This is a genomic window from Streptomyces sp. NPDC053513, assembly GCF_044544765.1.
Classification (GTDB): Bacteria; Actinomycetota; Actinomycetes; order Streptomycetales; family Streptomycetaceae; genus Streptomyces; species Streptomyces litmocidini.
Genome location: NZ_JBITXP010000003.1, coordinates 396997 through 411123 on the forward strand (window position 1 = coordinate 396997; position 14127 = coordinate 411123).

Consider the following 14127-nt stretch of genomic DNA (forward strand, 5'->3'; position numbering starts at 1 on the left):
CCCGTCCGCCACGCCCCCGTCAGGACAGCAGCTCCCGGTAGAGCGCCCCGTACCGGGAGGCGAAGCGCTCGGGACCGAAGCGGTCCTCGACGAGGGCCCGTCCCCGCTCCGCGAGCATGTCCCACGAGCGCGGCTGGTCGAGCAGCCACGCCAGCTGCTGCCCGGTGCGGCGCCCGTCGCCCGCCGGGGCCCGCAGCACGGCGTGGCCGAAGTCGGCGAACTGGGGGAGGTCGCTGAGGATCGAGGGACGGCCCGTGGCCAGCGCCTGGAGCACGGTGAACGGGATGTCCGGAGCACCGCCGAGCGCGACCGGCGGATACAGCAGCACCTGGACGGAGGCCAGCAGGGCGTGCATGTCGTCGACGTACCCCAGCACCTCGACGTCGGGCAGTCCGGCCGCCCCGGCCCGCTCCCGCAGAGCCTCGTCGAGGGCCGTGCTGTCCTGCCCCGGCCGTCCCCGCACCGCGAGCACCAGCCGGAACCTGGCCCCTTCCCGATGGGCCTCCGCCGCCGCCTCGATGGCCGTCTCCGCCCCGCCGTGCGGCTCGTGGCGCCCGGAGAAGAGGACCGCCGGGAACCCCTCCGGCCGCGGCAGGTACGGCCACTCGTCGAGGGCGATCATCGGCGGGACGACCCGGACGTCGCCGAAGTCGGCGGCCCGCAGCAGACGGGCCATCGACTCGGACAGGGCGACCGTCGTCCCCAGGGGCCGGGAGGTGCCGAGGAAGCGGTTGTCCGTCACACCGGGCACGGTGTGCACGACCGGCCGCCCGCCGAACAGCAGCGGGCGCAGCCGGGAGAGGGCCGGGAAGGTGCGGCCGATGGTCAGGAAGGCGTGCACGAGGTCGACCCGGCGGGCGAACAGGGTCCCGGCGAGCGCGGACTGCATCCGTGCGGGGGCGTGCGGCACGTCGCCCGAGGGGAGGACGCGGACCGGCCGCCCGTGCTCCGGAGCGGGCCGATGCCCTCCCGGCCCCTGGGAGAACCACACGAAGTCCACGTCCGGCAGCGACCCGAGGACGTCCGAGGCCAGCCGCAGGGCACCGCCCTCCGCCCCGTTCAGCGGGCCGCCGGTCAGGAGCAGGACCCGGGGCCGCTCACCGCGGCGCATCGGGCACCTCCGCGGCGGCCGGCGCGGAGGCCCGGGCGGGCGGCCCGGTCACGGCACACCGCCGGCGGTCCGGGCCCTCGTGCCGCGCAGCCGGGCGGGGCCCCGGGAGACGGCCGTGTCCCCGGCTGTCGGCAGCAGGTACACCTCGGGGGCGCGCGGAATGCGGCCCTCGGGGAACAGGGCGTCGGCCTGCGTCCGGTAGCCCCGGATCAGCTCGGCCTTCCGGTCGAGGTCCCGCTCCCAGGCGCGGGCCGTCAGACGGTGCCGGCCGGTGAACTCCGCGTCGGCGGCGGCCGTCTGGTTGTAGGGGAAGTCGCTGTAGTACACGACCCGGCGGCCGCTGCGCTCGGCGGCGGTGCGGGCCAGGACGTGGTCGGCGTGCCCGCCCACGCCGAGCGGCGCGAGCACCAGGCCGCCGGAGCGGGCGGGCAGCAGCGCGTCGATGGTCTCCCCGGCCACGCGCAGGGTCTCGGCGTCGTGCTCGGAGACGCGGCCCCGGGACAGGTGCAGCCGGTACGTCGGGTACACGTGCGCCAGCTCGGGCAGCAGCCGGTCCAGCCGTCCGACGCCCGGGCGGGACCGCGGCAGCCGCCGGAACAGCCCGTCGACCAGGCCGACGTGGCGCCAGTCCACGTCGAGCAGCTCCAGGACCCGCCGGTCCTCCTCGCGCCGGTCGGCGAACAGCTCCTCCGCGTCACCGGTCCGGGTCTGCCTCAGGTACTGGCGGGCGGAGAGGGTGTACGGCGGGGGCGCGGCCTCCGTGAACAGCGTGGCGACCGTCACCGGGGCCCGCCGCCCCGCCCAGCCGAGCAGGGCGCCGCAGGACAGCACGGCGTCGTCCAGGTGCGGCGAGAGCACGATCATCGGGACGCCGGAGCCGAGGACGGTCCGGACGAAGGCGGTCAGCGGGTCGTCTGCCATGACGCACCCCTCTTCCTCGGCCGCCGCGCGGCGGCGGGTGAGTCCAGAAGCCGGTGGGCCAGCGCCAGATAGCGGCCCGTCGTCTCGTCCCACGCGTAGTGCTGCGCCGCGATCCCGGCGCGGTGGCCGAGGCGGCGGCGCAGCGCGGCGTCCGTGGCCAGCTCGGTCATCCGCGCGCCGAACGCCGCCACGTCGAACGGCGGCACGGCCACGTCGCCGTTGTCCCGCATCCAGCGCAGCGCGGGCAGGTCGAAGTGCAGCACGGGTTTGCCGTACGACATGCCCTCCAGGGCCACCAGGCCGAAGGTCTCGTGGCGTGACGGCAGCACCAGGAAGGCGCTGTCGCGGAGCAGTTGGCGCTTGCGTTCCTCTCCCGCGCACCCCACCCAGTGGATCCGGGGCCGCGGGCCGGGGGAGTGCGCGGCGACGAGCGAGGCGAGGCGGCGTTCCTCGGCGGGGGTGCCGCTGCCCGCGAGCAGCAGGTCGAGCGGGGGCCGGGCCCGGTCGTAGGCGAGGAGCAGCAGGTCGAGGCCCTTGACCCAGGTGTCGATCCGGCCCAGGAAGAGGATGAACTGTCCGGACCCCAGCAGGGCCTCGTCGATGCGGTGCCGGTCGACCCCGCTGGGGATGACCTGCACGTCGGCCCTGGGGCTGAGCCGGCGGAGCGCCGATCCGTCCGCGTTGTTCGGTGCCACGAGGTGCCGGTAGCAGCGCAGGCCGAGGCGCTCGACCAGGAGGGACGGGAGGCGGTACCGCCGCCACGGGGTCTCCGTGCGGCGGCCCTGGTCGATGCCGATCACGGGGGCGCCGGTCGTCAGGGGCAGGAAGCTCGTCGAGAACGGGGGGGTGAAGCTCTCCAGCCACAGGTCGTGGCGGATCCGGCGGGCCGCGAGCGGCAGCAGCGCGAGGAACAGCAGCCGCCCGGCGCGCGGGCCCGCCCGGCCCACCGGGAGCCGGACGTAACGGATGCCGTCCCGGTCCTCGGCGCCACCGTGCCGGCCCGCCGTCACGACGGTCACCCGGAAGTCCTCGGCGAGCCGCCGGGCCACCTTGCCGGCCACCAGCGCCGCGCCGCTCCAGCAGGCGGGGGCGTCCGCGCCGTCGTAGACCGACACCACCACGTGCCGCCGTTCTCCGGTCGTGCCGCGCTTCGGTACGGCCACGGCCCGTTCCCGTTCCCGCATCACGTCGAGGATCCGCTCCAGGGCCGTTTCGGCCACCAGGGACGGGGCCTCGTCGCCGTCGAGCCACACGATTCCCGGCAGCCGCCGCGACCAGCCGCGGCAGCGGTCCCACCAGGCGGCCGGCGAGCCCGCGGCGCCCTCCGGGCCGAGGCTCCCCGGCGTCTCGGGACCGGACTCCACGAGGAGGGTGAGACCGTAGCCGCGGGCGACCCGGCGGAAGCCGGCCGCGCCGCCGGCGACGGCGGGGAGGCCGAACCTCACCAGTTCGTCCAGCGGCCCGCGGTCCGTCAGGACCACGGCCCGCCCGCCGCGCGCCCGCGACCGTGCCAGCAGTCGCGCCACGGCGATCCGCGCCGCGAGCTCGGCGGCGTCGAGGGAGGCGTGGACACGGCGGGGCCAGGGTCCCCGGCGCTCGGGATCCGTGGCGCGCCGTGCCCACGCGCTCCGGCCCGGCTCCGCCGTCTTCCTCACATGAGGCGGGGCCGGGAGCCGGCGGCACAGGAGGCAGCCGTGGCAGGGGAGGACGACGACGGTGACCCCGCGCTCGCGCAGCAGCGCCGCGAGCCGGCGCACCAGCGAGGCGGTGCCCGCGGTGTCGGGCCCCGACACCGCGACGAGCAGGGGTCGTCGGGAGGCGGTCATGACGCCCGCCTCCGCCGCCCCTCGGCCGTGGCCGAGGGAAGCCGGGGGAGAAGCCGGGAAGCGCACGGGGACGCGTCACGGACGACGCGCCGGGCCCGTCGGGGCTCGGGCACGCGGGGTTCGGGCACGCGGGGCTCGGGCACGTGGGGCTCGGGCACGAGGGGCTCGGGCACGAGGCGCGGGGGGAGCGGGGCGTGGGCGGGGCCGCGGTCGCGCGGGGGGATCAGGGCACGGGCAGGGCCGCGGGCAGGCCGGGAGTGCGGGACGTGGGCGAGGCCGAGGTCACGCAGGGGGGCCGGAGCGTGGGCAGGACCGTGGTCGCGCGGGGGGAGCGATGCGCGGATGAGTCCGCGGGCATGCCGAGGAGGGGCCGGGGAGGCGGGGCGCCGGGGGGTCTCGGCCGGTCCGGGCGGGCAGGCCGATGGGCCTGAGCCGCTGCCGCGGCGTGCGGCGCGGGTGTGGGCCGTACGGGCGCGCCGCCGACGCCCGGCGCCCCGTGGCCGGCACACCCGGCTCCGGGGCGGAGGGACGACGGGGCCGATCCGGTCGGAGGCCCGGCGGGCCGGGTGCGCGGTGGCGGCGTGCGGGGAGCGGCAGGGCGGGCGGTGCCGGGCATCGGCGAGGGGCCAGTCGGTCACACGTCGCAGCGGGTGCGGAACGGGTGCCACCGGCGTTCGGCTGAGGGGGCTGGAGGTCACGGCGAGCCCCTTCCGTCAACCGACCCTGCCGAGGGTGTGCGCTCAGGGCCTGGTCTGTCCTGAAATGTTGCTTTCTTCAGCGATAGCACTGTTCGATATGGTTCGTCAACCGGAGCCGTCGGCGGCGCCGTGGGAGCCGCGGAAAGGCCCGAGCGCCAGGCGCGGGAGGGCGGTGTGCGGCCGCTCGGCGAGGAGGGCGCCGAGGATCCGGGCGCCGTCGCGGATCGTGCGGGGGTGCGACGGACCGTGACGGCGCGGCAGTTCGAGGCTCGGCACCTCGGCGACGCGCAGCCCGTAGTGCAGCGCGTGCGTGACGAGTTCGGCCCCGAGCTCCACGCCGTCCTCGCGCAGGTCCAGGAGATCGACGAAAGGGCGCCGGAACGCACAGAATCCGTACCAGAGATCCGTGAGGTGCTGGCCGTACAGCCGGCGGGCGATCCGCAGCAGCGCGCGGTGCCCGAGGCGCCGCGACAGCGGATAGTCGGCGTAGTCGCCGCCCGCGATGAAACGCGAGCCCTTCACGAAGTCGTAACCGCTTTCCAGATAGTGCAGGTAATGCGGGATCTCGTGCGGGGACATGGTGCCGTCGGCGTTCATCAGGACGACCAGGTCGCCGGTCGCCGCGAGCAGGGCCGCGTGCGGGATGTCGCCCCGGGTGAAGTCCCAGGCGCCGAGCCGGAGCACGCGGAGCCCCTCGCGCGCGACGCCGTCGCCTGCGGTCCCGCCGACCAGGACGACCTCCCGCACGCTCGACGGCACCTGGTCGAGGAGCCGGTCGAGCGCCGCCCCCGGGCTCCCGCCGCCGGGGCGGACCGTGAGGACGAGGCTCACCGTCCGGGTGCCGGAACGGGGCGTCCGGTCGGTCGACCGGCGCAGGGGATGCGAATCGCTGCTCATCGGGAACCGCTACTCATCGGTATGCCCTGGCTCGTCGGTTCGGCCTTCCGGTGACCGGACCGCGTTTCTCAGAATCCTGCGGCCGGGGCGACGCCGTCAAGGAAAACGGAAGAATATGCGGCGCGCCGCGAAGGAATGAACGGCCCGGTCAGGCGGTAATCACCGTCCTGTCATGCGGTCATTTCTGCACGTGTTCTCCGAGAGGAATACAATCCCGTCATGGCAGGGCGAATTGAGGACTACGCCCTCGTCGGTGACCTGGAGACCGCCGCGCTCATCGGGACCGACGGGTCCGTCGACTGGTGGTGCGCGCCCCGCTTCGACTCGCCCGCCTGTCTCGCCGGCCTCCTCGGTGATCCGGACCACGGCAGCTGGATCCTCGCCCCGGTCGGCAACAGCCGCTGCACGCGCAGGAGTTACCGGGGCGACACCCTGGTCCTCGACACCTTCTGGGAGACCCTCTCCGGCACGGTCAGGGTCACCGACTTCATGCCGCCGCGCTCGCTGGGCCTCCCGGCCGACGGCGGCCCGAGGATCATCCGCGTCGTCGAGGGAATCGCGGGACGGGTGGCCGTGCGCGGGGAGTTGAGGCTCCGTTTCCACCACGGCAGCATCGTCCCCTGGACCCGCGCGACGGACCGGCGCACCGTCGTCTCCGTCGCCGGCCCCGACTCCGCCCGCCTCTCCTGCGGGCCCGGAGTCGAACTCGACGTCACCCCCGAGCGCACGAGCTGCGAATTCACCGTCACGGCCGGCCTGCGGGTCGCCTTCGTCCTCGGCTGGAGCCCCTCGCACGCCCCCGCGCCGCCGCCCGCCTCGCCCGCCGACGTCGCCGACGCGCTCACCCGCACCCTCGACTTCTGGAACGACTGGGCCGCCACCCTCCGCTACGAAGGCCCCGCGCGCGAGGCCGTGCTCCGCTCCCTGCTCACCCTCAAGGCCCTCACCTACGCGCCCACCGGCGGCATCGTCGCCGCCGCCACCGCCTCCCTCCCGGAGTCCATCGGCGGCGGCCGCAACTGGGACTACCGCTTCTGCTGGCTGCGGGACTCCACCTTCACCCTCTCCTGCCTGCTCCGCAGCGGCTACCGCAGGGAGGCGCTGGCCTGGACCGACTGGCTGCTGCGCGCCGTCGCGGGCGATCCCGCCGACCTCCAGCCGCTGTACGGGGTCGAGGGCCAGCGACGGCTCCCCGAGACGCACGCCGACTGGCTGCCGGGGTACGAGAACTCACAGCCGGTCAGATTCGGCAACGCGGCCGTCGGCCAGTTCCAGCTCGACATCTACGGCGAGGTGCTCAGCACCGTCTACTCGGCCGTCCGCGCGGGCGTCGTCCTCGACCCCGCGGCCTGGGCCCTGGTCGCCTCGCTCCTGGAGTACCTCGGCAAGCGCTGGCGGGAACCCGACGAGGGCATCTGGGAAGTCCGGGGCCCGCGCCGCCACTTCGTCCACTCCAAGGTCATGGCCTGGGTCGCCGCCGACCGGGCCGTCCGCCTCGCCCGCGTCGCCGGACTGCGCGGCTCCCTCGGGCACTGGCAGGCGCTCCGCGCCGAACTGCACGCGGAGATCTGCGCCCGCGGCTGGAGCGAGGAACAGCGCTCCTTCATCCAGTGCTACGGAAGCCGGCAGGTCGACGCCACCGCCCTGCTGATCCCCCGGCTCGGCTTCCTGCCCGCCGGCGACCCCCGCGTCCTCGACACCGTCCGGGCGATGGAGCGGCTCGACGACCACGGCTTCCTGCGCCGGTACGGCGACGTCCGGGACGGCGGCACGCACGACCTCGACGACCTCGGCGGCACCGAGGGGGCCTTCGTCGCCTGCACGTTCTGGTACGCCGACGCGCTCGCCGTGACGGGCCGCGCCGACGAGGCGCGGGCCGTCTTCGAGCGGCTCCTCGACGTCCGCAACGACGTCGGGCTCCTCGCCGAGGAATGGGACCCCGTGGCCGGCCGCCAGCTCGGCAACATGCCCCAGGCGCTCAGTCACGTCGCCCTGGTGAACACGGCGTTCACCCTCTACGGCACCCGCCGCCACGACCGCGACCGGGGCCGTCTCGCTGTGGCATGATCGCGTCGATTTCCGGCGCGGCGCCGGCGGCTCAGGGGGTGGACCGTGTCCTGGTACCTCGCGCTTCCGAGCGCCCTGTTCGCGCTGCTGCTGCTCCTCGGCGGGGCGGCCGCGCTCCGCAGCGGCTGGGTGGCGCCCTGGCAGCGGGGCCACGTCCACCGGATCCGGCTCTTCGGCTGGGCCGAGGTGGCGATGGGGAGCGCCCTCGCGCTCCAGGCGTCCACGGCGCTCCTCCACGACCGCGGAGCGGACTCCACGGTCCGGCTGATCGGCCTGGGCTGCCTCTTCGCGGGACTGGCCCTCCTGACCGTGTCCCAGCGGCCGGCCTCGAAGCGCTGAGCCGCTCCCGGAGGCCGGCCGACCGGTTCGCCCCGGCGTGTCGTTCGGGTGCGTCCAGCGGGCGGCACGGGCGCGCGTGGGTTCGAATCGGGGCATGGCTTCCTACGACAGGCCCCGCGCCGGCGGCTCCCCGAGGCCGCTGAAGACCGGTGACACCTGGTGGTACGCCGCCGTGGCCGGTGAGGCCGCCGGCTCGTTCAGGGCCCGGGCCCGCACCCGGACCCGGCGCGCCTGCCTCGGGGCCGTCCTCGTCCTCACGGTCGTCTACGCGGGACTCGTGCTCACCACCACCGGCCGCCGCTGGGGCGACGCCGCCGTGACCGGCCGGCGCGCCGACTCCGCGGCCGTCACGGTGATCCGCGACCACCCCTCCCTCGCCGGGCTCACCACCGTCTCCCTCGTCCTCGGCTGCGTCCTCCTCCTCGCCGTCGGACTCATACGCAAGCGGTACGCCCTCACCGGCGCCGCCGCCGGTGCGGTCGTCACCGCACTCGCCGTCACCGGACTCCTCCAGCGGTACGCGCCCCGGCCCCGGCTCGTCGACACCGCCGGCGCCCTCGTCCCCAGCGGATTCCCCAGCGTCCAGACCACGCTCGCCCTCGGCGTCGCCCTCGGTCTGGTCCTCGTCGTCCCCCACCGGCAGCGCGCCCTCGCCGTCGGCCTCGCCACGCTCTGGGCCGCCGCCGTCGGCACGTACACCATCGCGTCGGGGCAGCACCGGCCCGGCGACGTCATCGCCGCCGCCCTCGTCGTCCTCGCCGTGGTCTCCGGCCTCCTCGCCGTCATCGCCCGCAAGGGCAAGGTCAGCCCCGCCCCGCGTCGCGGCATCCCCCTGCCCGGCCTCCTCGCCACCGTCCCGCTCGCCCTCCTCGCCGCGGCCGGCCTGGGCGCCGGGCTGTGGCTGCTCGGCGACACCCTCGCGCTGCCCGCCACCGCCCCGTACGACCCGGCGGAACTCCGGCTCGCGCACCGCTGCGGCCAGGCCCTCGCCGCGGGCGTGGTCGCCGCCGCCGGCCTGATCCCGCTCCTCCTGCTCCGCCGCGTCGACCTGGACGGCGCCGCCGCCCCGTACCGGCTCGACGGCCCCTTCGTCGAGGCCGCGGGCGTCCCAGGTGACGGAGAGCTCATGGGGCCCTTTACCGAGGACGGCGATCACGAGATATCTTGATGTCGAGCAATCTCGCATACGCAGACGTGGAGCGGAGCACCTGGTGACTGACTCGACCATCATCTACACCCACACTGACGAGGCGCCCGCCCTGGCGACGTACTCGTTCCTGCCCGTGATCCAGGCGTATGCCTCGCAGGCCGGCGTCACGGTCGAGACGCGTGACATCTCCCTCGCGGGCCGCATCATCGCCGCCTTCCCCGAGTTCCTGGAGGAGGGCCAGCGCATCCCCGACGCCCTCTCCGAGCTCGGCGACCTGGCCAAGACGCCCGCCGCCAACATCATCAAGCTGCCGAACGTCTCGGCGTCCATCCCGCAGCTCAAGGCCGCGATCGCCGAGCTCCAGGCGCAGGGCTACGCCCTCCCGGACTACCCGGACGACCCGCGGACGGACCAGGACAAGGACGTCCGCGCCCGTTACGACAAGATCAAGGGCTCGGCCGTCAACCCGGTCCTGCGCGAGGGCAACTCCGACCGCCGCGCGCCCGGCTCGGTCAAGAACTACGCCAAGACCCACCCGCACCGCATGGGCGCCTGGACCCCCGAGTCCAAGACGAACGTCGCCACGATGAGCGAGAACGACTTCGCCTCCACGGAGAAGTCCGTCGTCATCGAGAAGGACGACACCCTCCGCTTCGAGTTCACCGCCGCCGACGGCACCGTCAGCGAGCTCCGCGAGCCGCTGAAGGTCATCGCCGGCGAGGTCGTCGACGCCGCCGTCATGCGCGCCGCCGCCCTGCGCACCTTCCTCAGCGAGCAGGTCGCCCGCGCCAAGGCCGAGGGCGTGCTCTTCTCCGTGCACCTCAAGGCCACGATGATGAAGGTCTCCGACCCGATCGTCTTCGGCCACGTCGTGCGCGCCTTCTTCCCGAACACCTTCGCCAAGTACGGCGAGGTGCTCACCGCCGCCGGCCTGTCCCCGAACGACGGCCTCGGCACCGTCCTGGGCGGCCTGGACGCCATCCCGCACGGCCTCGGCGCCGAGATCAAGGCCTCCTTCGAGGCCGAGCTCGCCGAGGGCCCCGCCCTGGCGATGGTCGACTCCGACAAGGGCATCACCAACCTGCACGTGCCGTCCGACGTCATCGTCGACGCCTCGATGCCGGCCATGATCCGCACCTCCGGCCACATGTGGGGCCCGGACGGCCAGGAGGCCGACACCCTCGCGGTCCTCCCGGACCACAGCTACTCCGGCGTCTACCAGGCCGTCATCGAGGACTGCCGCGCCCACGGCGCCTTCGACCCGTCGACCATGGGCTCCGTCCCGAACGTCGGCCTCATGGCGCAGAAGGCCGAGGAGTACGGCTCCCACGACAAGACCTTCGAGATCGCGCAGGCCGGCACCGTCCGCCTCGTCGACTCCGAGGGCAACGTCGTCCTGGAGCAGGAGGTCGCCGAGGGCGACATCTTCCGCGCCTGCCAGACCAAGGACCTGCCCATCCAGGACTGGGTCAAGCTGGCCGTCACCCGCGCCCGCGCCACCGGCGCCCCGGCCGTCTTCTGGCTGGACGAGAACCGCGCCCACGACGCGCAGCTCATCGCCAAGGTGAAGCAGTACCTGCCGGAGCACGACACCGAGGGCCTGGACATCAAGATCCTGTCCCCGGTCGAGGCCACGAAGTTCTCCCTGGAGCGCATCCGCCGCGGCGAGGACACCATCTCGGTCACCGGCAACGTCCTGCGCGACTACCTGACCGACCTCTTCCCGATCCTGGAGCTGGGCACCAGCGCCAAGATGCTGTCGGTCGTCCCGCTGATGGCGGGCGGCGGCCTCTTCGAGACCGGCGCCGGCGGCTCCGCCCCGAAGCACGTCCAGCAGCTCGTCAAGGAGAACTACCTCCGCTGGGACAGCCTCGGCGAGTTCTTCGCCCTGGCCGCCTCCTTCGAGCACCTCGCGACCACCACGGGCAACACCCGCGCCCAGGTCCTCGCCGACACCCTCGACCGCGCCACCGGCACCTTCCTCAACGAGGACAAGTCGCCGACCCGCCGCCTCGGTGGTATCGACAACCGCGGCAGCCACTTCTACCTGGCCCTCTACTGGGCCCAGGAGCTGGCCGCCCAGACCGAGGACGCGGAGCTGGCCAAGGTCTTCGCCCCGCTCGCCGAGACCCTCACCTCGAACGAGCAGAAGATCGTCGACGAGCTCGTCGCCGTCCAGGGCTCCCCGGCCGAGATCGGCGGCTACTACCAGCCCGACCCGGCCAAGGCCGCGGCCGTGATGCGCCCGTCCGCCACGTTCAACGAGGCCGTCGCGTCCCTCGCCTGATCCGGCGCGGGACCCGCACCGCCCCGGCCGGAACTCCTCCGGCCGGGGCGGTCCCGTCGGTGGCGCATCTCACCCCCCGGTGTGACCCTGGAGGGCATGAGCTGGGCATCTTGGACGACCGCCGGTGTCTACACCGGGCGAGGTGGGGTGCTGACCGAGGAGGTGGGCGTCGTCACGGGCGATCTGACCGTGCACACGACGTTCGCCGACCGCGAGGCACGCGTGGCCGTGCAGTACAGCGGCGCATCCGACTGGTTCACCATGTCGGGCAGTCCCGTCCCGTGCGGAACGGAGGAGGAGAGCCGCGAGCTCCACGACGCCGTCGTGGCAGCCGTCCGGGAGGGGAACGGGGCCACGGTCCCGAACCTGCCCGTACCCCCGAGATAGCAGCCGTCCCGCAGAAGTGTTATCCCTCCCGTACCCGCGGATCTCCCATGACGGGGGACTCGTACCAGGGATGAGGGAGCACACCCATGCACAGCGACGAGCGACGCACCACCGCCCTCGTGGAGGCGGCCAGGGCGGGTGACGCGGACGCCAGGGACGCGCTGGTCCGCGCCCATCTGCCGCTCGTCCACGACATCGTCGGCCGGGCCCTCGACGGCCACGCCGACACGGACGACATCGTCCAGGAGACGATGGTCCGCGCCCTCGACGGCCTGACCGGCCTCCGGGACCCGTCCCGCTTCCGGTCCTGGCTCGTCGCCATCGCCATGAACGGGATACGCCGCCGCTGGCACGAACGCCGGCGGGCGCCCGAACCCGGCCTCGACCGGGCCACGGACCTCGCCGACCCGGCCGGCGACTTCACCGAGCTCACCATCCTGCGCCTCGGCCTCTCCGGGCAGCGCCGCGACGTGGCCCGCGCGACCCGCTGGCTCGACGAGGACGACGCCGAGCTCCTCGCCCTGTGGTGGCTGGAAGCCGCCGGCGAGCTCACCCGCGCCGAGCTCGCCGAGGGCCTCGGCGTCACCCCGCAGCACGCCGCCGTCCGCGTCCAGCGGATGAAGGAACGCCTGGAGACCGGCCGCGCCGTGGTCCGCGCCCTGGACGCGCTGCCGCCGTGCCCGGAGCTCACGGAGACCCTCACGGCCTGGGACGGCCGCCCCTCCCCGCTCTGGCGCAAGCGGATAGCCCGCCACCTGCGCACCTGCGCCGCCTGCACCTCCCGAGTGGCGGGCCGCAGCGGCCTCGCCCCCGTCGAGGGACTGCTCGTCGGCATCGGCCTCGTCCCGCCCCTGACGGCCGCCGCCACGCTCACGGACGCACCGGCGACGGAGCTCACCGCCCACACGACCGAGCTGCCCGACGCCACCGGCGCCGCCGGACGGTGGACCCCGCCGCGGCGCGCCCTCGCCGCCGGGGTCGCGGCCGTCGCCGTCCTCGGGGCAGCCGCCCTCCTCGTACCGCCGCGGCCGGAGGCGCACGTCCGGCCCGACCGGCCCGTCGCCGCGCCCACGACCGTCCCGGCCCCGGCCGCCCCGAGCCCGTCGGCCACCGTCGCCACCCCCGCGCCCCCGCCCACGACCACCGCGCCCGCACCCCGCCGCACCCCGCGTCCGAGACCGGCCGCCGACCCGGGGGAGCGGGTCACCGCGCTCGTCAACCGGCTCCGGGCCTCGGCCGGTTGCGCCCCGCTGCGGACCGACCCCCGGCTGGTCGCGGCGGCCCGCGGCTTCGCCCGCGACATGGTCGCGCGCGGCTACTACGGGCACAGCAGCCCCGAGGGCGACTTCTCGGGCGTACGGATCACCGCGGCCGGATACGAGTGGTCGGCCTGGGCGGAGAACCTGGCCCGTGGCGCGGCCGACCCGGAGAGCGTCGTCGAGGACTGGCGGGACGGGGCCATGCACGAGGAGAACATGCTCGACTGCCGGTACCGGGACACCGGCGTGGCGTCGGTGCCCGGCCCCGGCGGCAGGATCTGGGTGCAGCAACTGGCCACGCCCGCCTCCTGAACGGCGGACGGGCCCCTCGGTGTCCGGCGCCGAAGTGGTCGCGCCCCCGAGACGGGCTCCTCGGCGTCCGGCGCCGAAGTGGTCGCGCCCCCGAAACGGGTCCCTCAGCGTCTGGCGCCGAAGTCCTGCACCCACCAGGGGCCGTTGGCCGCGAGGGTCACCCCGACGCCGATGTCCTTGAAGGAGCAGTTGAGGATGTTCGCCCGGTGCCGGGGGCTGTCCATCCAGTCCTCCATGGCCCGGGCCGGGGTCTTCGGCCCGCGGTGGATGTTCTCGCCCCAGGCCGACCACTCGTATCCGGCGCCGCTCATCCGGTCGCCCGCGTCCCGGCCCTCCGGGCTGTGGTGCTCGTAGTAGCCGCGGGCGGCCATGTCGTCGGCGTGGCCCTGGGCCGCGTCGCGCAGATGCCCCTCCGAGCGCAGCGGGCCGCAACCGGCCCTCTCGCGCTCGGCGTTGACGAGCGCGACGACGTCCCGCACGAACCGCGCGGCCTTCCCGGTGGCCCGCTCCGGGGCCGCCGCCTCGCGCGGAGCCGCGACGGGTGCGTCGGCGGCCGGCGTGCCGGTGGCCGGGGTGGCCACGTACGTCCCGGCCACCACCGTGAGGACCACCGCCGCGGAACCGGCGAGGACGACGGCGGTACGGAACGACGGGCGGCGCGGCCCGCGTCGCCGCGCCCCGCCGGGTCTGCGGTGCCGGCCCCCGGCGCGGGGCCGGAGACCGTCGGGACGGCCGGGGTGCGCCGGGTGCTCAGGGGCTTCGGAGTGGCCGGGACGGTCGTGGTGCCGCATGGAGCTCCGTTCTCTCGCCGAGATCGCCGGACGGCCGGTGCCGGGAGGGCCACCGGGGCGACGGCGGTAAGGCTTTCCGGCC

11 protein-coding genes are annotated in these 14127 nt (G+C 75.1%); 6 read left to right on the top strand and 5 right to left on the bottom strand.

All coding sequences use genetic code 11. The features are described 5' to 3' along the window. Nucleotides 1–19: 19 nt before the first annotated feature. From ACIGW4_RS07360 to ACIGW4_RS07375, 4 genes are all read right to left on the bottom strand, one after another. Entirely contained in the window at nt 20–1111 is a 1092-nt protein-coding gene (locus ACIGW4_RS07360; RefSeq protein ID WP_123458531.1) for a glycosyltransferase family 4 protein, read from the bottom strand. A gap of 48 nt (nt 1112–1159) precedes the next feature. Next, the gene (locus ACIGW4_RS07365; protein WP_398713275.1) at nt 1160–2032 is read right to left on the bottom strand and encodes a PIG-L deacetylase family protein; all 873 of its coding nucleotides are present in this window, start codon (nt 2030–2032) and stop codon (nt 1160–1162) included. Next, the gene (locus ACIGW4_RS07370; protein ID WP_399578971.1) at nt 2014–3858 is read right to left on the bottom strand and encodes a glycosyltransferase; all 1845 of its coding nucleotides are present in this window, start codon (nt 3856–3858) and stop codon (nt 2014–2016) included. The genes ACIGW4_RS07365 and ACIGW4_RS07370 overlap by 19 nt, the downstream gene beginning before the upstream one ends. 803 nt (nt 3859–4661) lie before the next feature. After that, nucleotides 4662–5453 carry a glycosyltransferase family 2 protein gene (locus ACIGW4_RS07375; RefSeq protein ID WP_399578973.1) on the bottom strand — a complete coding sequence of 264 codons (792 nt, stop codon included), beginning with the start codon at nt 5451–5453 and terminating at the stop codon, nt 4662–4664. A 219-nt stretch (nt 5454–5672) separates the two neighbouring features. Here ACIGW4_RS07375 and ACIGW4_RS07380 point away from each other — a divergent pair, with 219 nt between their 5' ends. From ACIGW4_RS07380 to ACIGW4_RS07405, 6 genes are all read left to right on the top strand, one after another. Continuing rightward, entirely contained in the window at nt 5673–7520 is a 1848-nt protein-coding gene (locus tag ACIGW4_RS07380; protein ID WP_359590716.1) for a glycoside hydrolase family 15 protein, read from the top strand. A 45-nt stretch (nt 7521–7565) separates the two neighbouring features. After that, a complete protein-coding gene (locus ACIGW4_RS07385; protein ID WP_399578975.1) occupies nt 7566–7859 on the top strand; it encodes a hypothetical protein in 294 nt (97 codons plus the stop codon). 94 nt (nt 7860–7953) lie between these two features. Further along, complete coding sequence (locus tag ACIGW4_RS07390) at nt 7954–9027, top strand: phosphatase PAP2 family protein (protein ID WP_399578977.1); 1074 nt, start codon at nt 7954–7956, stop codon at nt 9025–9027. A 43-nt stretch (nt 9028–9070) separates the two neighbouring features. Beyond that, nucleotides 9071–11296, top strand: a complete 2226-nt coding sequence (locus ACIGW4_RS07395; RefSeq protein ID WP_123458524.1) for an NADP-dependent isocitrate dehydrogenase — start codon at nt 9071–9073, stop codon at nt 11294–11296. A gap of 96 nt (nt 11297–11392) precedes the next feature. Then, the gene (locus ACIGW4_RS07400; RefSeq protein ID WP_123458523.1) at nt 11393–11683 is read left to right on the top strand and encodes a hypothetical protein; all 291 of its coding nucleotides are present in this window, start codon (nt 11393–11395) and stop codon (nt 11681–11683) included. Nucleotides 11684–11769: 86 nt separating this feature from the next. Then, on the top strand, nt 11770–13254 hold the full coding sequence (locus ACIGW4_RS07405) for a sigma-70 family RNA polymerase sigma factor (protein ID WP_399578981.1): 1485 nt from the start codon (nt 11770–11772) through the stop codon (nt 13252–13254). A 104-nt stretch (nt 13255–13358) separates the two neighbouring features. Here ACIGW4_RS07405 and ACIGW4_RS07410 read toward each other — a convergent pair whose 3' ends face one another. Then, complete coding sequence (locus ACIGW4_RS07410) at nt 13359–14045, bottom strand: CAP domain-containing protein (RefSeq protein ID WP_399578982.1); 687 nt, start codon at nt 14043–14045, stop codon at nt 13359–13361. Nucleotides 14046–14127 lie beyond the last annotated feature (82 nt).

Bases quoted from the DNA above. Each gene is read 5' to 3' on its own strand.
- ACIGW4_RS07390 (WP_399578977.1), top strand. From the start codon at position 7,954: ATGGCTTCCTACGACAGGCCCCGCGCCGGCGGCTCCCCGAGGCCGCTG.
- ACIGW4_RS07400 (WP_123458523.1), top strand. From the start codon at position 11,393: ATGAGCTGGGCATCTTGGACGACCGCCGGTGTCTACACCGGGCGAGGT.
- ACIGW4_RS07360 (WP_123458531.1), bottom strand. From the start codon at position 1,111: ATGCGCCGCGGTGAGCGGCCCCGGGTCCTGCTCCTGACCGGCGGCCCG.
- ACIGW4_RS07410 (WP_399578982.1), bottom strand. From the start codon at position 14,045: ATGCGGCACCACGACCGTCCCGGCCACTCCGAAGCCCCTGAGCACCCG.
- ACIGW4_RS07380 (WP_359590716.1), top strand. From the start codon at position 5,673: ATGGCAGGGCGAATTGAGGACTACGCCCTCGTCGGTGACCTGGAGACC.
- ACIGW4_RS07405 (WP_399578981.1), top strand. From the start codon at position 11,770: ATGCACAGCGACGAGCGACGCACCACCGCCCTCGTGGAGGCGGCCAGG.
- ACIGW4_RS07365 (WP_398713275.1), bottom strand. From the start codon at position 2,032: ATGGCAGACGACCCGCTGACCGCCTTCGTCCGGACCGTCCTCGGCTCC.
- ACIGW4_RS07370 (WP_399578971.1), bottom strand. From the start codon at position 3,858: ATGACCGCCTCCCGACGACCCCTGCTCGTCGCGGTGTCGGGGCCCGAC.
- ACIGW4_RS07375 (WP_399578973.1), bottom strand. From the start codon at position 5,453: ATGAGCAGCGATTCGCATCCCCTGCGCCGGTCGACCGACCGGACGCCC.